Annotated in this window: 16 protein-coding genes; 12 read left to right on the top strand and 4 right to left on the bottom strand. The window is 55.6% G+C overall.

Annotated features, from left to right (window positions below):
* The first annotated feature begins 800 nt into the window (after nt 1–800).
* The 11 genes from B3075_RS09120 to B3075_RS09070 all read left to right on the top strand — a co-directional run bounded on the left by B3075_RS09120 (nt 801) and on the right by B3075_RS09070 (nt 13,743).
* Complete coding sequence (locus B3075_RS09120) at nt 801–1,235, top strand: MarR family winged helix-turn-helix transcriptional regulator (RefSeq protein WP_290488035.1); 435 nt, start codon at nt 801–803, stop codon at nt 1,233–1,235.
* Nucleotides 1,236–1,398: 163 nt separating this feature from the next.
* Nucleotides 1,399–2,622 (top strand): tryptophan synthase subunit beta, encoded by a 1,224-nt coding sequence (gene trpB, locus B3075_RS09115; protein ID WP_290488034.1) that lies wholly within the window; start codon nt 1,399–1,401, stop codon nt 2,620–2,622.
* 98 nt (nt 2,623–2,720) lie between these two features.
* A complete protein-coding gene (locus tag B3075_RS09110; protein WP_290488033.1) occupies nt 2,721–3,659 on the top strand; it encodes a phosphotransferase in 939 nt (312 codons plus the stop codon).
* Nucleotides 3,660–3,677: 18 nt separating this feature from the next.
* Complete coding sequence (locus tag B3075_RS09105) at nt 3,678–5,147, top strand: hypothetical protein (protein WP_290488031.1); 1,470 nt, start codon at nt 3,678–3,680, stop codon at nt 5,145–5,147.
* Nucleotides 5,144–5,599 carry a low molecular weight protein arginine phosphatase gene (locus B3075_RS09100; RefSeq protein WP_290488029.1) on the top strand — a complete coding sequence of 152 codons (456 nt, stop codon included), beginning with the start codon at nt 5,144–5,146 and terminating at the stop codon, nt 5,597–5,599. The genes B3075_RS09105 and B3075_RS09100 overlap by 4 nt, the downstream gene beginning before the upstream one ends.
* 27 nt (nt 5,600–5,626) lie before the next feature.
* Complete coding sequence (locus B3075_RS09095) at nt 5,627–6,097, top strand: L,D-transpeptidase (protein ID WP_290488027.1); 471 nt, start codon at nt 5,627–5,629, stop codon at nt 6,095–6,097.
* A gap of 152 nt (nt 6,098–6,249) precedes the next feature.
* Complete coding sequence (locus tag B3075_RS09090) at nt 6,250–7,629, top strand: cytochrome ubiquinol oxidase subunit I (RefSeq protein WP_094136387.1); 1,380 nt, start codon at nt 6,250–6,252, stop codon at nt 7,627–7,629.
* 21 nt (nt 7,630–7,650) lie between these two features.
* Nucleotides 7,651–8,688, top strand: a complete 1,038-nt coding sequence (cydB, locus tag B3075_RS09085; protein WP_290488025.1) for a cytochrome d ubiquinol oxidase subunit II — start codon at nt 7,651–7,653, stop codon at nt 8,686–8,688.
* A 63-nt stretch (nt 8,689–8,751) separates the two neighbouring features.
* Nucleotides 8,752–11,517: a 2-oxoglutarate dehydrogenase E1 component gene (locus tag B3075_RS09080; protein ID WP_290488023.1), complete on the top strand. Its 2,766-nt coding sequence runs from the start codon at nt 8,752–8,754 to the stop codon at nt 11,515–11,517.
* Between the two features lie 15 nt (nt 11,518–11,532).
* Nucleotides 11,533–12,660, top strand: a complete 1,128-nt coding sequence (sucB, locus tag B3075_RS09075; RefSeq protein WP_290488020.1) for a dihydrolipoyllysine-residue succinyltransferase — start codon at nt 11,533–11,535, stop codon at nt 12,658–12,660.
* 429 nt (nt 12,661–13,089) lie between these two features.
* Nucleotides 13,090–13,743, top strand: coding sequence for a GyrI-like domain-containing protein (locus B3075_RS09070; RefSeq protein ID WP_290488019.1), 654 nt, complete (start codon nt 13,090–13,092; stop codon nt 13,741–13,743).
* Between the two features lie 501 nt (nt 13,744–14,244).
* Here B3075_RS09070 and lpdA read toward each other — a convergent pair.
* Entirely contained in the window at nt 14,245–15,639 is a 1,395-nt protein-coding gene (gene lpdA / locus B3075_RS09065; RefSeq protein WP_290488017.1) for a dihydrolipoyl dehydrogenase, read from the bottom strand.
* A 146-nt stretch (nt 15,640–15,785) separates the two neighbouring features.
* A complete protein-coding gene (locus tag B3075_RS09060; protein WP_290488015.1) occupies nt 15,786–17,108 on the bottom strand; it encodes an amidohydrolase family protein in 1,323 nt (440 codons plus the stop codon).
* Nucleotides 17,109–17,255: 147 nt separating this feature from the next.
* Between B3075_RS09060 and B3075_RS09055 the strand changes: the two genes are divergently transcribed.
* The gene (locus B3075_RS09055) at nt 17,256–17,858 is read left to right on the top strand and encodes a porin family protein (protein WP_290488013.1); all 603 of its coding nucleotides are present in this window, start codon (nt 17,256–17,258) and stop codon (nt 17,856–17,858) included.
* A gap of 250 nt (nt 17,859–18,108) precedes the next feature.
* On the opposite strand, the gene B3075_RS09050 is transcribed toward B3075_RS09055, so the two are convergent.
* Together B3075_RS09050 and B3075_RS09045 are read right to left on the bottom strand one after the other, a co-directional pair.
* Complete coding sequence (locus B3075_RS09050; protein WP_290488011.1) at nt 18,109–20,451, bottom strand: beta-galactosidase; 2,343 nt, start codon at nt 20,449–20,451, stop codon at nt 18,109–18,111.
* A 96-nt stretch (nt 20,452–20,547) separates the two neighbouring features.
* On the bottom strand, nt 20,548–22,665 hold the full coding sequence (locus tag B3075_RS09045) for an extracellular solute-binding protein (RefSeq protein WP_290488009.1): 2,118 nt from the start codon (nt 22,663–22,665) through the stop codon (nt 20,548–20,550).
* Nucleotides 22,666–22,774 lie beyond the last annotated feature (109 nt).

Here is a 22,774-nt window from a genome sequence, read left to right as displayed (position 1 = left end):
GAGCCTTTCAGGTAATCTCTTAGAAACCCGGCAGTCTTTTTTCGTCTCCCTGAACACTTCCCCTATTACTTCCGTCTGCCTTTGACTTTTGGGGAAAAAGCAATTTTTTCTCTCTCAAAAGCGGAGCATAACACTCAAGCCGGCCCCGTGACAGCGCTTGCTCCATCAGCGCGGCAGAGTATTTCCATTTGACTTTTTCTCCCCCTTCAAGACCGTTTAAAAAGGTTTTATCCTGCCTTTACGCGCCAATGCGCGTCATAGGTCAATATCACCGCAAAGTCCCCCCTGCAGCAGGAAGGAGCCCTGAAAGAAAGGTTTCGACGGCAAACTTCCTTTCCTAATCTTCCGGCAGGCACGCAGAGGTTCCAAGCCTGCCTCAAGGACAGGAAAATATTGCTTCCTGCTGTATAAAATTTTCGTCCGGCAAGCCTTTATTTCCCATGAAAATCCTCTGCACAAGAGCTCTCTCCAATCCAGGCTTGTCATGCTGCAACGCCTCTTTATGCCAGATTTGCTTCGGATTCCCGGAAGTTTTGTAAAAAACTAACGTTTTTCAATAGTTTACATCTATTTTCAACATGTTATTCACATTCTATATTCAAAATATATCCATTCTATTAACAGTCAACATATTGTATTCCAAATACCATCAAAATGCTTATTATCCGCAAATGTAAAATTTTAATAAAAATTTATATTTTTGACTTGCCCGCAGAAGGACGCGGCGGTAGGTTGGCCGAACCGCCGGCGAGTCTCCGGGCGGGTATCGCTATCAATCCTCCCATACATTCACAACAATCATGAGCTCCATTTCTGAAGAAGCAAACAAGCTGGCGGATTTCATCCTGTTCACGCAACGTTCCTGCATTCTGAATCTTTCTTCAGAATTGAATGAGGGCAAGGTTTCCTACCCCCAGTTTTTCCTGCTGACTTATCTGGCCAGCGAAGATTTTCTGAGCATGTCCAGCATTGCCCTGAAAATGGGGCATTCTACCGCGGCCGCTACCGGGATGGTGGATAAATTACAGGAAATGGGCTACCTGAAACGCATGAGCGCGGCCAAAGACCGCCGCAAAATCATGGTCGCCATCACTCAGGAAGGGCGCGACCTGGTGGGACGCATGCGCCAGAATATCGTTCGGGATCTGGCAGCCCTGATGGCTGGAACGGATCCGGACGCACGCCAGACGCTTGCCGATACTGGAAAATCCATCAGAAAGCGCCGTTTGGCCTGATTTCCGACTGTTTCCTTTCCCTGCCCTTACGGAAAAACCGTTTCCTCTGTTCCGGGAAAAGACTTTTTCTTTTCCTTTCTTTTTTAAAAGGCTTCCGGGGAGATTGTTTTTGCCTGAACTGTGGCATCGTGTTAAATACTGGCCGTCACGAACGCAACAGACCATGGATCTCCATACCTATTTACGCAATTTTCCAGACGCCCAGGGCCGCTTTGGCGAATACGGCGGCGTTTACCTGCCGGACGAGCTGGTTCCCGCCTTTGAAGAAATTACGGAAGCCTACCAGACGATAGCCCACTCCGCCCAGTTCATTAATGAACTGCGGCGCATCCGCAAACAGTTTCAGGGGCGCCCCACCCCGGTTTACCACTGCGAGCGCCTTTCCCGCCATCTGGGCACCGCTCAAATTTACCTGAAGAGAGAAGACCTGAACCATACAGGCGCCCACAAGCTCAACCATTGCATGGGGGAAGGCCTCCTGGCCAAATACATGGGCAAGAAGCGCATTATCGCGGAGACGGGCGCCGGCCAGCATGGCGTGGCGCTGGCTACGGCCGCCGCCTTCTTCGGCCTGGAATGTGAAATCCACATGGGTGCGGTAGATATCGCCAAACAGGCTCCGAACGTCACCCGCATGAAAATTCTGGGCGCCAAGGTGGTGCCTGTCACGCACGGCCTCCAAAGCCTGAAGGAAGCCGTGGATTCCGCTTTTGAATCTTACCTGAACAGTTACCAGGATTCCATTTACTGCATCGGTTCCGTGGTTGGCCCCCACCCCTTCCCTCAAATGGTGCGTGATTTTCAAATGTGCATCGGCGTGGAAGCCCGGGAACAATTCCTGGAAATGACGGGGCTTCTGCCGGACGCTGTCTGCGCCTGCGTAGGCGGCGGCAGCAATTCCATGGGCATGTTTACCGCCTTCCTGGGAGATCCGCTGGATATTTATGGCGTAGAACCCCTCGGCAAAGGCCCCAGGCTTGGGGATCATTCCGCCTCCATCTCCTATGGAAGCAAGGGAGTACTGCACGGGTTTGAGAGCATCATGCTTCAGGATGAAGACGGCAATCCGGGACCGGTCCATTCCGTAGCCAGCGGTCTGGATTATCCTTCCGTAGGGCCGGAGCATGCCTATCTGCACGACATCGGCCGCGTTAACTATGTCACCGCCACAGACGAGGAAGCCGTGGACGCCTTCTTCAAACTCTCCCGTTACGAAGGGATTATTCCTGCCCTGGAAAGCTCCCACGCTATCGCGTATGCCATGAAGTGGGCCCGGGAAAACAGAGGCGGCGCCATTCTGGTAAACTGCTCCGGCCGAGGAGACAAGGATGTGGATTACGTCGTAGAGCATTACGGCTATGGGGAAGACCGCCAGTTCCCCGCCTGATTGCCTGCCTTTTCCCATTTTCGGCGGATGAAGGACGCAGTCATCCTTCATCCGCCATTCTTTCCGCAAGGCTCTTACCGCCTCCACGCCTCCTTTTCATGAAAGAATTGTCCCGTCTGGTTCACCGGAGTTTTCACATTATTCCGCGTCAGGAAGATTTCCGCCCCCTGGTTTTGGGAGCCTCCGGCCGTACGATCGTCCGCATCCATGTTGACGGCCGCACATGCATCGGCATCCAGTGGAGAAATGACCGTTCGGACAATGATTCCTTCATTCCCGCAGCCCGGCATCTGCACGCCCACGGTGTCAACGTTCCGGAAATTTACGATTACGAACCTCTTGGCCCCGGCTGCGGAGCCGCCCTAGTGGAAGACCTGGGAGACGCCAACCTGCTGGCTTTCCGGAAAGAACCCTGGCCTTCCCTGCGTCTGCGTTACATCCGGGCTATGGAACAACTTCATCTGCTTCACTCCTGCCCGTTTCCGGAGAATTTTCCCCTCCAGCCCGCTTTTGACGAGGCTCTGTACCTCTGGGAACAGTCCTATTTCGCCGAACATTTCCTGGGCGCCCATCTGGGGCTGGAAACGGCTTCTTTCTTGAACCATCCCGCCCTGAAAGAGCAGGCGCAGTTTCTGGCAGCCCTTCCGGAATGCCCCGTCCACCGGGACAGCCAGTCCCAGAACGTGCATATCCACGCGGGAAAAACCTGGCTGATTGATTTTCAAGGCATGCGCGGCGGACGTCCGGAATATGATCTGGCTTCCCTGGTCTATGACGGCTACGCCCGTCTGGAACCGGAACAAACGGATGAATTGCTCAGGGAGTGGGAAAATATCTCCGCTCACTCCATAGATCACCGCATTTTCCGCGCCTGCGCCCTCCAGCGGATTATGCAGATGCTGGGCGCTTACGCCAATATCGGCCACAACCAGGGGAAAACCTGGTATCTGGATCAGATTCCCGCCGGGCTGGAACACCTGCGGAGGCTTCTGCCAGGCTCCACGCTTGCAGAACCGCTGGCTGCTATGCTAGCATGATTTTTCCCAGCCCTTCTGATGAAGCTTCCCCCCAAATTCCTGCTTGTCCTGTCCCTGTTCCAGATTTCCCTGGGGCTGGGCTGGATTCTGGGGTATGCGCTTCTTTCTCCTACCATTTTCTGTTATGAACAGGCGGCGGAACGTTTTCTGGCAGGGAAATACCAAACCATTCGCCCCGAAGGATTGAATACGGAAAGCAGCATCGTCCTCCAGCCCTACGATTATTTCAACAAAGGGCAGACATCCCAGCTCCCCGTGGTTTCCCTGCACCGGGAATCATCACTGAACAGTTTCGCTTCCTATCCTCCCAATCCCATGGATTACACGGTGCTGTTCCGGCACCTGTATGAACAGGGAGCCAGGAATGTTTACGTGATGTCCCCCATGACCTGGGAAGAAAAGCCGGACAGCATCGTCAAAGCCGCCGTGGGGTATGAACTGGACCGCTTCCGCCACAAGGCTCTGGGACGGCAGATGAGCGAGTCCTCCCGCCATGCCCCCCTCCCGCCGGATTGGAAAGACCTGGTTATTCCCGCCCCCAATATCGCAGGAAAGACGGACCAGTTCCCGCGCGCGGACAGGTTCGTAGGGGAACCTCCGCAAATAACCACGTCAGCCCCCTCCCTGGGAACCGTTGTGGAAAATAACGATCTGTTTTCCCCATCTCCGGAAAACAGGGTCTCCCCGCCGCTTTTTATCCGCTGGGGCGGGGATATCATTCCCACTCTTCCTCTGATAGCCGCTTTGAATGCCCTGGACCTGAAACCCGGCGATGTCAGAATCATTCCGGGAGACACCCTTTTTCTGGGCGGCAAACGCTCCATTCCATTAGATAAATACGGCCGCATCCCCCTGGCGGCAAACAGCAGCCCCACCATTCTGGACACCAAGGAAGTGATCGTCCCCGTCATGTCCGGCCTGCGTCCGCCGGATACCACTGCCGTCAGAAAACTGCTTTCCTCTGCGGACGCGGTCCTCGTTTCCGAACCCTCCACCCTTTCCGACACGCCGGACGCGCAATCCCTTCTGGCGGCGCAGACTGTCCGCAGCATCATGGGAGCGCTTGCCCCTGCCCCTGCCATTCTGATACCCGTAGCCCCCGCCTGGGTACAGTGGATCATCGTGCTGGACGTCCTGCTTCTGTCAGTATGGGCTTTGCGTTTTCAACGCAGAGGGCGCTTCATCACCTGGGGTCTCTGTATCCTGTTCGTTCCCTTCATCGCATGGTATCTCTTTTCCGCTCATGATCTATGGTTCCCGGTCATGACTCCCGTAACGGCGATACTGTGCGTAGCCTTGGCGTGCAGCCTGTTCCCCCAGCTCTCCCCCCCCTCCCGCGATGCTGAGGATGAAGACGAGGAAGACGACGACGCTCCATCGTCGGCAGGCAGCGGCGCCGGCCATGTGTTGCCCCAGGACAACCTGTACCAGGAACCCAACGAAGTACCTATTCCCCATCATTCCAAAAGAGAACGCCCCGACTCATGACACAGCGTAAGCATATCCTCTTCATCTGCACCGGCAACACCTGCCGCAGCCCCATGGCGGAAGGCCTGTTCCGGAAACTTTCCTCGCGCCATCCGGAATGGCAGGCCGGTTCCGCAGGAACTGCCGCATGGCCCGGGCAGGAGGCCAGCCCGGAAACGCTTCACGTCCTCCGGGAACATGGCGTCAACCTCTCCAGCCATGAAAGCCGTCCTGTTACGGATGAACTGATGAAAAACGCCACAGATGTCTATGCCATGACGGAGAGCCACCTGGCCGCCCTGCTTGCCAATTTCCCCGAATATGCGGATAAAGTCAGGCTGGTCACCTGCTACACGGGCAACCGCGGCATCGCCGATCCCATCGGCTGCGGACAGGCAACCTACAACAAAGTAGCGCAGCAACTGACCACCGCCATTCAGGCCATCATCGCCCGGATGGAACAACAGGAGTAACTCCTCTTTGACTCCTTCCTCCCTGTCATGGCTCCCTCTTCCATACGCATTAATCTGTCCTGCCAGGAACTGGTGCTGGAAAAATCCGGAAAAATCCTGCTCCGCTGCCCCGTCTCCAGCGGGAAAGCGGGAGCAGGCTATGAAGAAGGTTCCGGGAAAACCCCCACAGGACATCTCCGCATCTGCAAAAAAATCGGGGACGGAGAACCGGAGGATACTATTTTCATCTCACGCCTTCCGGCAGGCCGCTATCCCGCCGCTATCCCGAAAAGTATGGATGAACATTCCGACTTCATCCTGACCCGCATTCTGTGGCTGGACGGACTGGAACCGCACAACGCCAATACCCGGAGCCGTTATATTTACATCCACGGCACCAACGATACGGAACTGCTGGGCACCCCGGCTTCCCATGGCTGCATACGCCTTTCCCCCAGGGATATGCTGGCGCTTTTTGCTCTGGCGGAAGAAGGAATGGACGTGTTCATTCAATGTTAATCCGTTCTTTTTTAGACACAATCTAAAAAAGTTATTCGCGGAAAAGGAAAATAATTGAACAAAGGCTCTCTTGGGATGTATAAAGTATGAAGGTATCGGTATTTGGCTGCCGTCTTCCTGTTCCATAAACATCCACTCATCCCCAATCAATCATGGACGATCCGGTCTTATTATCCCGTCTCCAATTCGCCATTACGATCATGTTCCACTACATCTTCCCGCCGATGACCATCGGCCTGGGGGTGGTTCTGGTCGCCCTGGAAGGCCTCTGGCTGAAAACGAAAAATGACCTCTACCACAAGCAGGCCAAATTCTGGACCAGAATCTTCGGCATTATCTTTGCCCTTGGCGTAGCCTCCGGCATCGTGATGGAATTCCAGTTCGGCACCAACTGGGCGGATTATTCCCGCTGCGTAGGCGACATCTTCGGCAGTCCTCTGGCGGCAGAAGGCATTTTCGCCTTCTTCCTGGAATCAGGCTTTCTGGCCATCCTGCTTTTCGGCTGGGACAAGGTGGGTCCCAAAATGCACTTTCTTTCCTCCTGCATGGTCGCTCTCGGCGCCCATTTCAGCGCCATCTGGATCATTGTGGCCAACTCCTGGATGCAGACGCCCGCCGGATACAAGCTGGTGGAAGTAAACGGAAAAATCCAGGCCCATATCACCAGCTTCTATGACGTTGTTTTCAATCCATCCACCGTGGACCGCCTGACGCACGCGCTCTCCGGCTGCTGGCTGGCGGGAGCCACGCTCGTCCTCAGCGTCTCCGCCTGGTATATTTTGAAAAAACGCTTCACCGGAGGGTCAGAAAAAAGTTTTAAGGTGGCATTGGTCATCGGCCTCATCGGCGTGGCCGGCATGGGCATCACGGGAGATTCCAGCGCACGAGAAGTCTCCATCCATCAACCCGCCAAATTCGCAGCCATGGAAGGCGTCATGGAATCCGGCGCTCCCCAGGCTCTCCATCTCATCGGCTGGATGAACCCGTCCACTCATGAAGTGACGGGCGTCTCCATCCCATACTTGCTCACCCTCCTGACCCATCATGACCTGGACACGGCCATCACCGGCATGAACGGCATCCCGCAGGACGAACGCCCTCCCATCCTGCCCGTCTTTTACTCCTTCCATCTCATGATCCTGATCGGCTGCGCCCTGGCGGCCCTGTTTCTGGTGGGCCTGTGGGGCTGGAAAAAAGGCTGGCTCTTCCAGAAGCGCTGGCTGCTCTGGTGCTTCGTTTTCTCCGTACTGGGCCCGCAAATAGCCAACCAGGCGGGCTGGGCCGTAGCGGAACTGGGGCGCCAACCATGGATTGTGTACGGCATCCTGAGAACGGAACACGCCGTATCCCCCACCCTCACCGCGGCAGAAGCCCTTTCCTCCCTGGGTATGTTCTTTATCATTTATGCCCTGCTGCTGGCCCTCTTCCTCTATCAAATCACCCATAAAATCCACAAAGGTCCGGATCAGGAAACTGACGAAGACGACGGCGCCGGGGAAGGCAAACTCCAGGTTCCTTTTGTCAAAGACTAATCTTCACCCCTCTTTAAAACCATGTTGGACAATCTCACTCTCGCAGACCTGCAAATCATCTGGTTCATCCTCGTCGGCGTGCTTTTCTCCGGATACGCCATTCTGGACGGTTTTGACCTGGGAACCGGCGCCCTTCAGCTTTTCATCAAGGGCGATGAAAACAGAAGACTCACACTAAATGCCGTGGGCCCCGTATGGGACGGAAACGAAGTCTGGCTCATCACGGGCGGAGGCGCCCTTTTCGCCGCCTTTCCGTACGTGTACGCCTCCGTCTTCTCCGGGTTTTACCTGGCCTTCATGCTCTTGCTCCTTACCCTTATCTTCCGCGCCGTGTCCATTGAATTCAGAAGCAAGCAGCCCATGAAATGGTGGCGCAGGGGATGGGATACCATCTTCTCCATCAGCAGCCTTCTGGCGGCTCTGCTCATCGGCGTAGCCATGGGGAACGTTACCAAAGGCATTCCTCTGGATGAGCAGGGAAACTTCACCGGAACATTCCTCAGCCTGCTGAATCCTTATTCCGTTCTTCTGGGGCTGACGACGGTCGCCCTGTTCTCCATGCACGGGGGAATCTACCTGCTGATGAAAACCCAGGGCAGCCTTCAGGAACAAATCAGGAAACTGCTCAGACCCTGCGTCATCATCTTCACTGTCCTGATCATCCTGCACGGGGCTGCCACCCTGCTGTATGTTCCGCACGTAGCGGCGGCCCTGGAACGTTCCCCCTGGATTTACGGCATCGCCGCCCTGGCGGTCATTTCCATCGCGTCCATCTGGCTCTTCATCCACAGGAACCGTCCGGGCTGGGCCTTCGTCGCCTCCTGCTCCACCATGGGCTGCATGATGGCTCTCTTCGGGACAGCGATGTTCCCCAACCTGCTTTACTCCATGCCCAACCCGGAACACTCCCTGACGCTCGTCAACGGCTCATCCACGCGGGAAAGCCTGGTCGTGATGACATACATAGCCATCATGGGCGTGCCGCTCGTTCTGGCTTATTCCGCCGCCATTTACTGGGTCTTCCGTGGAAAAGTTCAGCTCAACGAACACAGTTATTGACGCCCTGCGGACAAAAATAGCGATCAGAGAACTGAAAACGCCCCGTACCATCCGCTCTGCCGCATGAATGCCTCCATCTTCTCCAAAATCCCTCCGGAGGAAATTACGGCGCTCCATCAATCATGGAAAAACGATCCCCTGTCCGTAGATCCTCTCTGGGCGGCCTGGTTCGAGGGCTACGAACTGGGGAGCGGAGAAGCCCCCGGGAAAAAAGAAAACACAGGGACCGATGCGAACACGTCCCTTTACACCGTTCCTCCGGAAAGCGCGGAAGGCCGCGGGCGCGTCAGCCAGCTCATCCGGGCCTACCGGGTCATGGGACACCAATGCGCCCGCTTCAATCCGCTGGAGCCGCCGGACCGGCCCCGATTCCCCGTCACCCCGGAGGATATGGGATTCCGAGAAGAGGATCTGGACCAGCCCGTCAACATCGGCACCTTCATGGACGGAGGAACGTTCACTCTCCGTGAAATCACCAATCGGCTGCAAAAAATCTATTGTGGAGCCATCGGCTTTGAATACCACCACATAGACAATCTGGAAATCCGCTCCTGGATTGAAGAAAAAATCCAGCTCCGGGCAAACGGTGTGGATTATGGCCCGGAAGTCCGGAGAGAAGCCTTCTTCCATCTCTGCAGGGCGGAACTGTTTGAGGAATTCCTGGGCAAGCGCTTCATGGGGGAAAAACGCTTCTCCCTGGAAGGAGGGGAAGGAGCCATCGTCCTGCTGGACGCCATGATCAAGCGCTGTCCCGCCGCCGGAGTCTCCCACATTGAAATGGGCATGGCCCACCGCGGAAGGCTGAATGTGCTCGCCAACATCCTCCACAAACCTCTGAAAACCATCTTCCACGAATTCACGCCGGACTACCTTCCGGAATCCCCCATCGGCAGGAGCGACGTCAAATACCACCTCGGCTACGCCGCCACGCGCCACGTGGACGGGCATGACCTCCACATCCGCCTCTCCTCCAACCCCAGCCATCTGGAAGCCGTGTATCCCGTGGTGGAAGGCAGAGCCAGGGCCATGCAGCACAACCTGCAAGACGCGGAACGCAAGCATGTGCTGCCGCTCGTCCTGCACGGAGACGCCGCTTTCTCTGGGCAGGGAATCGTGGCGGAAGTGCTCAATCTTTCCCTGCTGAAAGGCTACCGCACGGGCGGCACCGTGCATCTCGTCATCAACAACCAGATCGGCTTCACCACCGGCCCGGACGAAGCCCGCTCCTCCCGCTACGCCACGGACGTGGCGCAGATGCTTCAATCCCCCATCCTGCACATCAACGGAGAAAGCCCGGAAGACCTGGTATGGGCGGCGGACTTCGCGCTCCAGTTCCGCCAGAAATTCAGAAGGGACATCATTCTGGACATGTACTGTTACCGCCGTCTGGGCCACAATGAAACGGATCAGGCCGCCTTTACCGCGCCCATGCAGACCAAGCGGATTGAGGCGCGTCCCACCGCCGCAGCCCTGTACGGAACGGCGCTCAGGGAACGCGGGGAATTGACGGAACAGCAGGAGCGGGACATCAGGAAAGACCTTTGGGAGGGCATGGAACAGGCCTACCTGCAAATGAAGGGAAATCCCGTGGACTACCTCCTGCCCGCCACCGCGCAGGATGCGGATGAAACGCCCATCCCGCGTACCAGCATACGGACGGGAATCAGCCCGGAGTTGTTCCAGCGCATCGGAAATATCCTTACGGAACTGCCGGACGGCTTCACGCCTCACCCCACGCTGGAAAAACGCTTCCTGGCTCGCCGCAGGGAGGCCTTCCGGGAAGGCGGACCGCTGGACTGGACCATGGCGGAATCCCTGGCCTGGGGCAGCCTGCTCGCGGAAAACCACACCGTGCGCCTGTCCGGCCAGGACTGTCAGCGCGGCACCTTCTCCCAGCGGCACGCCGTCCTGCATGACTTCAATGACGGCTCCCTGTACATTCCTCTGGAAAAGCTGAACCACGGCACTACCGCGTTCCGCATTTACAACTCCTCTCTGTCGGAAGCCTCCGTGCTGGGCTTTGAATACGGCTATGCGCTGGAAAGCCCGGACGCTCTGGTCATGTGGGAGGCCCAGTTCGGGGACTTCGCCAACGGAGCACAGGTTATTGTGGACCAGTTCATTGCGGCCGCGGAGACCAAATGGCGCCAGAAAAACCGCATGGTGCTGTTGCTGCCCCACGGCTATGAAGGGGCGGGCTCGGAACACTCCAGCGCCCGCATGGAACGCTATCTCCAGCTTTGCGCGGACGACAACATGCAGGTCATCAACCCCACCACCCCAGCCCAATACTTCCACGCCCTGCGCCGCCAGGTGCACCGGAATCTGCACAAGCCCCTGATCGTCTTTACGCCCAAAAGCCTGCTCTCCCGTCCGGATGCCGTCTCCCCGCACCGGGAATTTCTGGCCCCCTCCCGTTTCCGCGAAGTACTGCCGGACCCGGACGCTCCCGCGCCGGATCAGGTGACGCGCGCCGTCTTCTGCACCGGGAAAGTTTATTATGACCTGGCCGCCTGCCGGAAGGAACGGAATATTGCAGACACGGTAATCATCCGTCTGGAACAAATCTATCCTCTGGCCCGGGAACAGCTCACCTTCCTGCTGGCACCCTACCAGAAAGTGCGCGACTTCGTCTGGTGCCAGGAGGAACCCTCCAACATGGGGGCCTGGGGCCACCTGCGGAACAGGCTGGGGCACCTCTTCGCCACCTCCTTCCGCTATGCGGGACGGCCGCCCATGGCCTGCCCTGCGGAAGGAGCCAAGGCCCTGCACGCCGCCGCGCAAAAAAGACTTCTCGCCGCTGCTTTCGGGCCGCGGGCGCAATCCTGAACCCATCTTCCTCCCATGAGCGACATCCTGACTCCCAACTTTGGAGAATCCGTCACCTCCGCCACCGTAGCCGCGTGGCACAAGAACGCCGGCGATCCGGTAGCCAAAGGCGATACGCTGGTGACGCTGGAAACGGACAAGGTTTCCACGGATCTGGAGGCGGAAGAAAGCGGCGTACTGGAAATCCTCGTTCCGGAAGGGGAAGAAGCCCTTATCGGCGCAGTTCTTGGCCGCATTTCTTCCGCTGACAGAACCGCAGCCGCACCGGAAAGGGAAACTCTGCTCATACCGCTTGAGCCGAAAAAAACGACCTCGCCGGAAACACGGAAGTCCCCCGTTTCCGCGCCTTCCGCCCCAGCTGCGGAATTTCCGGAACAAAAGCCACACGGGAAAGTCCCCCTCCCGGAACAGGTTCCTGCCGGAGAGGACAGGGAGGCAGAAAAGGAAATTGCTCCGCGCTTCCTCAGAAAACCCATGAGTCCGCTGCGCCGCACCATCGCGGCCCGGCTGGTGGAGGCCCAGCACCAAGCGGCCATCCTCACCACGTTCAACGAATGCGACATGTCCTCCGTGATGGAACTCCGCAAACAATTCCATGCAGAATTCCGGGAACGGCACGGAACCAAGCTTGGTTTCATGAGCTTCTTTATCAAGGCAGTAGTCAAGGCCTTGCAGGAAGTGCCCCAGGTCAACGCCAGAATTGACGGCGCGGACATCGTGGAAAACCTGTACTATGACATCTCTGTAGCCATTGGCACGGACAAGGGTCTCGTCGTCCCCGTGCTGCGGGACTGTGACCGGAAAACGTTTCCGGAGCTGGAACAGGAACTCGCCGTCCTGACGGAAAAAGCACGTAGCGGAAACCTGTCCATGCAGGACCTGCAAGGCGGATGCTTTACCATTTCCAACGGCGGCACGTATGGATCGCTTCTTTCCACTCCGATTCTGAACCCTCCCCAAAGCGGCATTCTGGGCATGCACGCCATTCAGGAACGCCCCGTGGTCCGGGACGGCCAAATCGTCGTCCGGCCCATGATGTACCTGGCCCTTTCCTACGACCACCGCCTGGTGGACGGCAAGCAGGCCGTGCAATTTCTCGTTGCCGTCAAAAACGCCGTGGAAAATCCAGTATTCGAGTTATGAGGAGCCGCAGGGAAAAAGTCTAAATAACAAGAAGAAAAAAACAAATATCTTTTTTGATTTTCCAAGTATTCAGAAAATGAATCCCCCAGGTCTTTTGTCAAGAGGCGCTTTTCAAGGGAAGGGGAAAATTTTTAGGGAGGGGGATTCTTCAAGCTCTTTATAAAAAATACTGCCCTCCTCTTGACGAACGGATAGTTAAAGCATATATAAAATACGGATTATTTGTAACAGAGAAATGTGCCATATTTGAATCGATTGAACTAATCAGCAAATCGCAATTAAAAAATCAATCACTCTAAAACCGCTGTATTTTCAAAAAAATTTCGCCTGTTGCGCCCATTCTTTTATTTACTTCCGCTTTTCCCTTTATGATTCTAAAAATTCATAAATGGCATAATAAGAAAAAAATAATTTCAATGAGTGTTAAGCATGGTTTTTGATTATAAGAAAGAATACAAGGAATTTTACATGCCGAAGAACAAACCGGCAATCGTTACTATTCCTAAAATGAATTACATAGCAGTTCGTGGCAAGGGAAATCCTAATGATGAGGGTGGAGAATACCAACGCTCCATTGAACTACTTTACGGAATTGCCTATACTATCAAAATGAGCTATAAGAGTTCCCGCAAGATTAAAGGCTTTTTTGAGTATATTGTCCCGCCTCTTGAAGGCTTTTGGTGGCAAAATGGCAGCGATGGAATGGACTATGGCCATAAAGAAAATTTTAAATTTATTTCTATTATCCGTTTACCAGACTTTGTGACTAAGGAAGATCTTGAGTGGGCAATCGAGGAAGCAACCAAAAAGAAAAAGAAGGACTTTTCAACGGTGGATTTTCTTACCTATGAAGAAGGCGATTGCGTTCAATGCATGCACCTCGGCTCTTATGATAACGAACCCGAAACCATCCGCCAGATGGAAGAATACGCAAATGCCAATGGATATGAGATCGATATTACCGATACTCGTTATCATCACGAAATTTATCTTTCCGATCCACGCAAATGTGATGTGGGCAAACTGAAAACTGTCATCAGACACCCGATAAAGAGAAAACAGAAAATATTGGAGAAGAAATAAATGCGAGGATTTATCTATACGTTATAAATATATTTTCCCCATAAATTAGTGTCAAACAACTTCCCATTCATCACGCAAACAAAAACAGAGGCTGAAGCGAAACTGTTTCGGAACTGTTTCCAAAATCTTCTTGCCCTTTCTTTTCCGTACTTCAATGCGGCATGAGCCGTTTTGGATTACTCCCGCTCCGTTTTCGCAGTTGTCTGCCCACTCGTGCCGCAAATGGCCCTGTTGCCTGTGGTTTCCAGGTTATCCCCGTTCCTTGATGATATAAACAAGCAAACCGCGGCTTTCCAAAACTTGCAGTCAATCTACTACATTGACTATCAATCCTGCTTAAAGCCTGTCTGATAAACTTACGGGAATTGTTGACGCTGCCGCCCTCATCAACAAGCTTATCCTTGAACGTCTTTTTTCAACGCAGATTGTCATTCATCCGTTTGCATGACAAAGGAATGAATGGAAGAACCCCGGATGGGGGGGCCCTTCCATTGAAAACCGTTACATGTGGATGGCGATTCCCTCGGAAGCCAGCATGGATTCATGGATGGCCTCAGACAGCGTGGGATGGGCGAAAATGGTGGCGTGGATATCTTCATCCGTCAGTTCCGCCTGAATGCCGATGCCCAGCGCGGCAATCAGCTCCGTGGCTTCCGGCCCCACGATGTGGGCGCCCAGGAGTTCTCCGTTTTTGGCGCCGTACAGGGTTTTTACGAAACCGTCCGGTTCTCCGGCGGCTACAGCCTTGCCAATGGCCTGGAAGGGGAATTTCCCCACCTTGTATTCCACGCCCGCCTCTTTGAGGGCGCGTTCCGTTTTACCTACGGAAGCCACCTGCGGGTAGCAATATGTGCAGCTCGGGAAAAAGCCCACCTGCCTGGGCTGATAGTCCGGATTAAACATGCCCTCTACTGCCTGCACAGCTTCAAAAGAAGCCGTATGCGCCAGCAGCACGCCGCCGATCACATCGCCTGCCGCATACACGCCGGGTATGGAAGTCGCATAGCGGTCATTCACCTTGATGAATCCCTTTTCCGTCAGCTCCAGGTCCAGGCCGGGCGAGGCGGGAACAACCGGCTTCACGCCGATGGCCACCAGGCAGATATCCGCCGTGATTTCCTCTTCCTGTCCCCTGCTGTTTTTCACGCTGGCCTTGACCTGTCCGTCACAGGTTTCCGTAACGGATTCCACGGAGGCTCCGGTCATCACCTTGATGCCCTGCTTCTTGAATGCGCGTTCCAGCGTCATGCAGGAGTCGTCGTCTTCATTGGGAAGCATGCGGGGAAGCGCTTCAATAAGCGTTACCCTGGTGCCGAATGAATTGTAAATGTAGGCAAATTCCGTGCCGATGGCCCCGGAACCGATGATGATCATGCTTTCAGGCCGCTTTTCCAGCACCATGGCTTCCCTGGAGCCGATGACGGTAGTGCCGTTCAGGGGGAGGCTGGGCACCGTGCGGGTGACGCAGCCGGTACAGACCAGGATATTCTTTCCCTCCAGAACATTCACCGTCCCGTCGGCGGCCTTTACTTCCACCCTGCCGGGAGAAATGATGGAGGCTTCCCCCGTAACGGAATCCACCTTGTTTTTCTTGAACAGGAACCCAACGCCCCCGGCCAGGCGGTCGCTGACCTTGCGGGAACGGCCGATCACTTCGCTCCAATCCACGCTGACGCCCTCCACCGTCATGCCGAATTCCCTGGCACGGGCCGTTACAGTCAGGTAGGCCTCAGCGTTTTTCAGAAGCGCCTTGGTGGGGATGCAACCCCAGTTCAGACAGGTGCCCCCTACCCGCTCGCGTTCCACGCACACCACGGATTTCCCCAGCTGGGCGGCGCGGATGGCGCCCACATAGCCGGCAGGGCCTCCACCAATGACGATGAGATCATATTGCATGAAATTACTATAAAGGCATCCCCCCTTGCGGGTAAAGAAGGAATATGAGCATGCGCCGGTTCGGAAGGCCGACAGATAGCAGAGGTAAGGGACCGGTGATTAAAGCATGTGTTGAAAACCTGCCTTTATTCACTCATTTCCAATACTTAATCACTATTTTTAACCCACTTTACCAGGTCCCGCATTTCCGCGGCGGTATCCGCATACAGGCCATCCGTGTAAATTCCATGGTCATACAAAATTCTCCCTTCCACCATGGTGAACACGCAATCCTTGCCGGAAGATGCATAAACGGCATGGGATGTCTCGTTGAAAATCGGGCACAGATTCGGTTCATCCAGGTTCAGGGCGATCATATCCGCGGGAGCTCCCGGAACCAGTGTTCCCAACCCCGGCGTCCGGAAAATGCGGGCGCCCTCCGCCGTAGCCATCTTCAACGCCTGCATGGCGGGAAGCGCAGTAGCGTCCCCGCTGTACCCCTTGGCAAGAATAGCGGCCAGCTTCATTGTTTCAAACATATCCAGACTGTTGTTGCTGCACGCTCCGTCCGTTCCCAGAGAGACGGGAACGCCGGCCCGCACCATATCCCGCACGCGGGCGAAGCCGGACGCCAGTTTCAGGTTGCTGACCGGGTTATGGACAACCGCCGCCCCGGAAGCGGCCACCAGCTCCAGTTCCTCATCCGTCACGTCCACCATATGAGCCAGCACGGCGCGTTCATTCAGCAGCCCCATATCGCGGGCATAGCCCACGGGGCGCCTTCCCCCGTGCAGGGAACGGCACTGCTCCACTTCCCCGGCGGATTCGGACAAATGGATATGCAGCATCAGATCCAGTTCCTCCGCCAGCTTCATGGAACTCCGGAGCACTTCGTCACTGGTAGTGTACACGCTGTGCGGCATCAGGGCCACCTGCACTCTGCCGCGGCCGGAAAAGCGTTCCGCCTGCTCCCGGTACAGGGCTTCCGCACCATCCCACCCCCCGTATGCCGGAGAAGGAAAAGCAAAAACGACTTCCCCGCCAACACAGCGCATTCCCATGCGTTCCGCTTCCTGGAGGACATTGGCCTCCAACAGGTAGGAATCTACAAACGCCGTGGTGCCCGTCCGCATCATTTCATACATGCCCAGCCGGGCCCCCAGGGAGACGATTTTATCCGTCAGCCGGGCTTCCACCGGGAAAATATGCCCGGTCAGCCATTCCATCAGCGGCAAGTCATCCGCAAAACCGCGCAAAAAAGTCATGGGGACATGCGTATGGGCATTAATCAGCCCCGGCATCAGCAGCACATTTCCCAGATCCCTGCGGACGGCGGGCGTCCACCTGGCTTCCAGCTCTGCAACGCCCCCCGTTTCCAGAATTTTCCCGTCCCGGACGGCGACGGCCGCATCTCCGGGAGCGCCGGACTGTTCCGCCCCGCCCAGAATGCGGGAAGCGGTCACCAGCAAATCACACGCTTGTTGTTCCATGAAGCAGAATGTACCCCACCGGGAGCGTTCTGGCAACTTCATCTCCCCGGGTTTGGGGATTTCGCGTCCATTTGATATTTCATGTTTGACTTCAAAAGAGAAAACTGCCAAGAATGTATTACAGTTAAATTCACCATTTATCTCCATATGAACAAAACTATACTGTTAGGTTTGGCCATTGCGGCCTCCGTGTCTTCCGCCAGCGCCTATCATGCCGACAAATACGACGGCCAGTTCGGCATGTCCCTGGAAGGGGCTTACGGAATCGCCACCAAAGACGCCATGCCCAACGTGGCCGGCGGCAATCTGAGCATTTTCAACTATATTGAAACCGGCAGCATTGTTCATCAAATTTCCCTGAACGGCGGTATTCTGGCCGGTTCCCACCATCCCAGCGTGCAGGACCTGGGCATCAGCGGTCCTTATACCGCCAGCCTCCGTTCCACCTATATTCCGATGATGGCCGGTTACACGCTGAACCTTCCCATCGGCGACTACACCATGTTCTATCTGGGCGGCAAAGTCGGCGCCACTTACGGCGACGTGAAGACCACCATTCATGGCCTGGAAGACGGCAGCCGTTCCCGCACCATTTCCTCCACCAAGTTCTCCTGGGCTGCCCAGGCCGGCTTCAAGTTCAGCATCTCCAACAGCGCGGACTTCCTGATTGGCTACGAATACTACCAGATTCAGGGTTACAATGATCCCGGCTACCACACCATCAAGCTGGGCTTTTCCTGGAACTTCTAACAACCAGCTATCAGTTTTTACTGCCTTTCGGCGGCTCCGTTACACTGCGGAGCCGTCTTTTTTTGCGCATGAAATGCCAACCCGCACAACAGCGGAAAACAAGGGAACGAAAAGCTGATACGCCTCTTTAAACCGGGACGGCTCTTATCCGGAAAAAGGAGGACTGTTTCTTCCGGGATGTCCGGACGCAACAAGGCCGCCCCTCATTCAAGAGGGAGCGGCCCTGGAAAGTTCAGCAATTCAGTGGATCTTACCTGGCAGGCTTGAACGGTTTGGGAGACGCATAGACTTCATAGTCCTTGATGCGGCCGTTTTCCCGGTTCTGGCGCGGCAGGTAGCGGAATCCTGAAAGTTTCTGCACCTTGCCCAGATCCAGCACGATCATGTGCGGGTGCTGGGGGTTGTCCCCCTGCCACTTGGTATGCCAGTAGGTGGTGGGCTGGTTGTCCATCACCAGGCCCGCCTGGGCGGCTTCCCCCGTCGTTTCATGGGAATCCGCATAAACCACGGACCACTGTTCGCGGGGAAGCAGGTTGCCGGAGGCATCCAGGAAGTTCAGCTCCGCAATAGCGGCATGGGGGCCGTTGTCATGGGCGTTTTTACTGACAATGGCGATGTAACGGGCCTGGACGGGAGCGCGGAATTTGATTTCCTGCTGATCCGCCCCCCTGGCGAAGGTCCCCTTATGCACCAGCTGGCCGGCAGCGGGAGCCACAGGTTTGCCCACGCGGAAGACATCCGCCATGGCGGGGTCTCTGTTGACTTCATAAATGGCTTCCTTCACCCCCTTCACCGTGCCGGAACCTCCGTCCACGTCCAACACCACGATTTCATTTTTCCCAGGTTTCAGGTATTCTCCGGGGCAATAAAGAGCCTGCTGGGAGCCGATAAACCAGAAGCGGCCCAGATTGCGGCCGTTCACCCACACGACGCCTTTCTTCCAGCCGTCCCGCATATCCAGGTAGGTATCCTTGGGATTGGAAACGTTGAAATATCCGCGGTGGAACACGGGCTGGTCGCCCGCCGGCTTCTTGCCGGAGAAGGGAAAAAGCTCCACTCCCTTGCACGGGAAGTTGTAGATAAGGAAGTTTTCCAGCTTTTTGCCGTCCAGCGTGATGGGCCCCCGGATGCCCTTGCGCTCGCCCTGGATCTGACCGCCGAAGTTGATGCGGCCCATGTTTTCCACAAAGATGTCCACCGTGTGAAGTCCGGAAGGAATCACCACGTCACAGGAATCCTGCTTGTAACGGCGATCCGCCGCCCCCTGCCTCTTGCCGTCCACGTAAACGATGGCGCGGTCCTGCATGTTGTTCATCTTCAGTTCTCCTTTCACCGGGCCTTGCACCTTTGTCCGGTACAGGATGAAGCCCAGGCTTTGCCCCAGGGCTTCCATGTGGACGGGATCCTTGCGGATGGCGGGCTGAGGAAGACGGGAGAACATGCCGGCCGTTTCCGTAAACGTGATGGGGGGCAGCTCCATCATTTCCGGCTGGGCGGGAGGTTCGGGAAGCTTGTACGTATCACCGTAATAATCCTGAATGGTCTGGCGGAACGTGCGGTAACGGTCCGTCAGGGTTCCGTTTTCGGAAATGGGGGAGCCGTAGTCGTAATTGGTGACGTCCGGCGTGTAGGCGCCTTCCCAGTTCGCCCCGTTCATGAAACCGAAGGAGGTCCCTCCATGCGCCATGAAAAGGTTGGGAGAAACATTGTTTTCCAGCATCCACTTCAGGTCGCGGTTGAAACCTTCCGTACTGCCGCCATTCTTGGGCTTGCCCCAGTGGTCAAACCATCCCACCCAGAATTCGCCGTTGATGCGGGGCGTTTTGCCTTTGTGCTTTTCCAGATTCGCAAAGGCGCCCTTGGCTCCGCCGCCGAAATTCATGGCGGGAACCACGCCCGGAAGCGTGCCATTCTTGATCATCCAGTCGTTCGGACCGTCCGACGTGAAGGGAACCACGCCCGGAAGTTCTTTCCGGATCACGTCCAGGTGCTTCTTGACGTAATCCTTGTCGGAACCATAGGAGCCGTATTCATTTTCCACCTGGGCCATGATGATGGGGCCTCCCTTGGTGATCTGCAGCGGTTCCAGCATGGAACAGACTTTTTTAAGATAAGCCATGGCCGGTTCCAGAAAGCGGGGGTCCTGGGAACGGACTTTCAAATCTTCATCTTTCAGCAGCCAGCCGGGAAATCCGCCGAATTCCCATTCCCCGCACACATAGGGCCCCGGACGCACGATGACCCACAGGCCTGCTTGTTGGGCTTCCTTGATGAATTCCACAAAATCCAGATTGCCGGAGAAGTCCCATTTGCCCGGTTCCGGTTCATGAGCGTTCCAGAACAGATAAGTGCAGACGGTATTCATGCCCATGGCTTTCATGCGCTGGAACCTGTCTTTCCAGTGCTGGCGCGGCACGCGGGGGTAATGCATTTCCCCGGAAATGATTTTGACGGGCTTTCCGTCCATCAAAAAATTTTCCTGATTAGTGGAAAAGACATGTTTGGCTCCGTCATTGGATTCCGGCAGAGGCATGGGAGCGGCCACGCCAAGATGCCCTGCCAGAAGAAGAACGGGGAAAAAGGATAATTTCATGGTGATGGAATTAATAATTAATTGCAGTAAATGAGATGGGGATTATGATGAAAAACCACCTCCTTTCAATTTAAAAAGAGAGGCGGCCCGGTTTTATTACGGAGCGGAACCATCCTTTCTTTCAAGATGCATTATTTGATGCTTTTCCTCAAACGGAACGCCCCGGCTCCGAGCCTCCAGCGTCTCCCTCTTTATTTCCTCATCCACCCAGTACAGGTGCGACTCCAGAGGATCGTAAATTCTGGGGGAACAGAACCGCGTGGGTGATTCCGGCCAGCGTATCCAGCGCCAGCAGGCGATATGCGTGTAGGGCTCCCTCCAGCCGGGAATCCAGACGCAAAGTTCATGAAGGCGCTGCTGGGCACGGTGAAGGGCCTGTTTCAGGGAATCGGTATCCGGGGCATTGCGTTCCGCATCCAGAGCGGCATCCAGTTCAGCGTCCGACACGGCAACAATATTATTCGTATTGCTTACGGGATTTCCGCGGGCGTCATACGCCAACTCGGAAGAAAATGTTTCATACAGCCGGGGGAACGGCGTCTGCAACGGCCACGCCCACAGAGCCGCCTGATACCGTTTTTCAAAAACCTTACGGGAACAGACACTGTAGGTAAGGGAATCCAGACGCAGGTCCACCCCGCACTTCAGCGCTTCCTGCCGGAGAATGGAACAGACATTAGTCATCAGGGTGGATGAATCCGCAAATGTCAACTCCACCACCAGCCGTTCTCCCCGTCCATTTTTCAGCACGCCGTCAGCCCCCATTTCCCGGTAACCGGCGCGGGCAAAATATTCCATGGCTTTTTTCTTGCTGTATTCCGGCGCTTTCAACGGAAGAGTCAGGTCTCCGTACCCCTCCATGTAGGAACCGAGCCTTCTCATATTCCCGCGGAACAGGGTATCAATCACCATACCCATGTTCACGGAATGCGCCAGCCCGCGGCGGATATCCGGATTTTTCAACAGTTTGTCCGAGCAATTCAGATACAGGCCGTACGGAGGGCAGGCATAATTGGCTTCCTGACTGTATTTATCTATATAGCCCCGGTGCACTTCCGGCTGCTCCAGCCCCGTTTCCCACACCTCCGGCTTGCGGACGTTCATGATGTCCAGATCCCCGCGGCGGAACATTTCTACCGCCCTGTTTTCCATGTTCACAAACACATGCTCCACCTGGTCCGCATTGCAGGAATGGCGGTAATACTTCCTGTCCTTTGCCCACCATTTTTTCACGCGGGCCAGGGTAATGCTTTCACCTATCCGGATTTTAGCGGGAACAGCCATGTAGCCTCCCGTATTTGGAGGGACTTTCCACTGGTAGCGTTCCAGAAACAGAGCGTTGAAATCATGATAAAAACCGGGATGGGCCGGATGAAAATCCGCACAGGCCATGTAAGGCAGCAACGGCCCGCGGGACGGCAGCGTAAGGGCAATGACGGAATCCCCATATACCGTAATCTGGTCATACATGGAACGGAACAGGGTAGTCCAGAACGGGTCCCGGGCAAAACAGGACGTGCGGAGGCAAATATTCAACAGAAAATCCTGCGCTTTCACGGTGCGTCCGTCCGAATAGGCCGCTTCCGGATCCAGATGATAAAAAACGGTTTTTCCATCTGCGGACAGGGCCCAGCGGTCCGCCAACCCCGGAATGGGCCGGAAGGTTTCCGGATGCAACCCCACGAGGGGAAGCCACACGTTGTCAATGGCGGAGTAATTGAAAAAATTTTCACTTCCCGGTCCGAAAGCACGCAACGTTCCGGGAAACGGAGTATTGACCCACAACCGGACCTTCCCCCCCTTGACGGCGCGCGGATCGCCCACCTCCGGCTCTTCCATTCCGGTTTGCCATTCCAATCCGTCTGGCACGTCTTCCAGAGGAAGAAGGCGGATATGGTCTTTCAATAACAGCCTTTTCCTGATGCGTTCCACGGAACGGGACTGTTCCGCCAAACGCCGATCGTCCCCTTCCCCTCGGGAAACGACCAGAAGTTTTTTCTTCCTTTCCCCTTCAGCCAACTCACGGCGCAGCTCCCACTCCACGGCTCTGTTCCAGCGTTCCACAAAACCGTCAAATACGGCAGGCATTCCCCTGCCGTCCATCCGCCCGGAAATCTCATGCCAAACATCCTCTTCCCGCTGGGAAAAGTAGAAGACACCTCCCAGAAAGACGGAAAGGGCCAATGCCCCCAGTATGGATATCCAGCGCAACACAGCTCAGATGACTGCCGCATGTTAACCGATTCCGGGAACTACGGAAAACAGAAAGCCCATCTTCCGCGCGGAACTGTTCACTTCGCCTGAAACAGCCCGCAAAACGGAA

The organism is Akkermansia sp. UBA7090 (genome assembly GCF_002493465.1).
In the GTDB taxonomy this organism is placed as follows: Bacteria; Verrucomicrobiota; Verrucomicrobiia; order Verrucomicrobiales; family Akkermansiaceae; genus Akkermansia; species Akkermansia muciniphila_A.
Note: the sequence above shows the minus strand (reverse complement) of the source record. Positions and strands in the feature narration are given on the sequence as shown.

Coding starts and splice junctions, on each gene's coding strand:
- B3075_RS09120 (WP_290488035.1), top strand. CDS start 801: ATGAGCTCCATTTCTGAAGAAGCAAACAAGCTGGCGGATTTCATCCTG.
- trpB (WP_290488034.1), top strand. CDS start 1,399: ATGGATCTCCATACCTATTTACGCAATTTTCCAGACGCCCAGGGCCGC.
- B3075_RS09110 (WP_290488033.1), top strand. CDS start 2,721: ATGAAAGAATTGTCCCGTCTGGTTCACCGGAGTTTTCACATTATTCCG.
- B3075_RS09105 (WP_290488031.1), top strand. CDS start 3,678: ATGAAGCTTCCCCCCAAATTCCTGCTTGTCCTGTCCCTGTTCCAGATT.
- B3075_RS09100 (WP_290488029.1), top strand. CDS start 5,144: ATGACACAGCGTAAGCATATCCTCTTCATCTGCACCGGCAACACCTGC.
- B3075_RS09095 (WP_290488027.1), top strand. CDS start 5,627: ATGGCTCCCTCTTCCATACGCATTAATCTGTCCTGCCAGGAACTGGTG.
- B3075_RS09090 (WP_094136387.1), top strand. CDS start 6,250: ATGGACGATCCGGTCTTATTATCCCGTCTCCAATTCGCCATTACGATC.
- cydB (WP_290488025.1), top strand. CDS start 7,651: ATGTTGGACAATCTCACTCTCGCAGACCTGCAAATCATCTGGTTCATC.
- B3075_RS09080 (WP_290488023.1), top strand. CDS start 8,752: ATGAATGCCTCCATCTTCTCCAAAATCCCTCCGGAGGAAATTACGGCG.
- sucB (WP_290488020.1), top strand. CDS start 11,533: ATGAGCGACATCCTGACTCCCAACTTTGGAGAATCCGTCACCTCCGCC.
- B3075_RS09070 (WP_290488019.1), top strand. CDS start 13,090: ATGGTTTTTGATTATAAGAAAGAATACAAGGAATTTTACATGCCGAAG.
- lpdA (WP_290488017.1), bottom strand. CDS start 15,639: ATGCAATATGATCTCATCGTCATTGGTGGAGGCCCTGCCGGCTATGTG.
- B3075_RS09060 (WP_290488015.1), bottom strand. CDS start 17,108: ATGGAACAACAAGCGTGTGATTTGCTGGTGACCGCTTCCCGCATTCTG.
- B3075_RS09055 (WP_290488013.1), top strand. CDS start 17,256: ATGAACAAAACTATACTGTTAGGTTTGGCCATTGCGGCCTCCGTGTCT.
- B3075_RS09050 (WP_290488011.1), bottom strand. CDS start 20,451: ATGAAATTATCCTTTTTCCCCGTTCTTCTTCTGGCAGGGCATCTTGGC.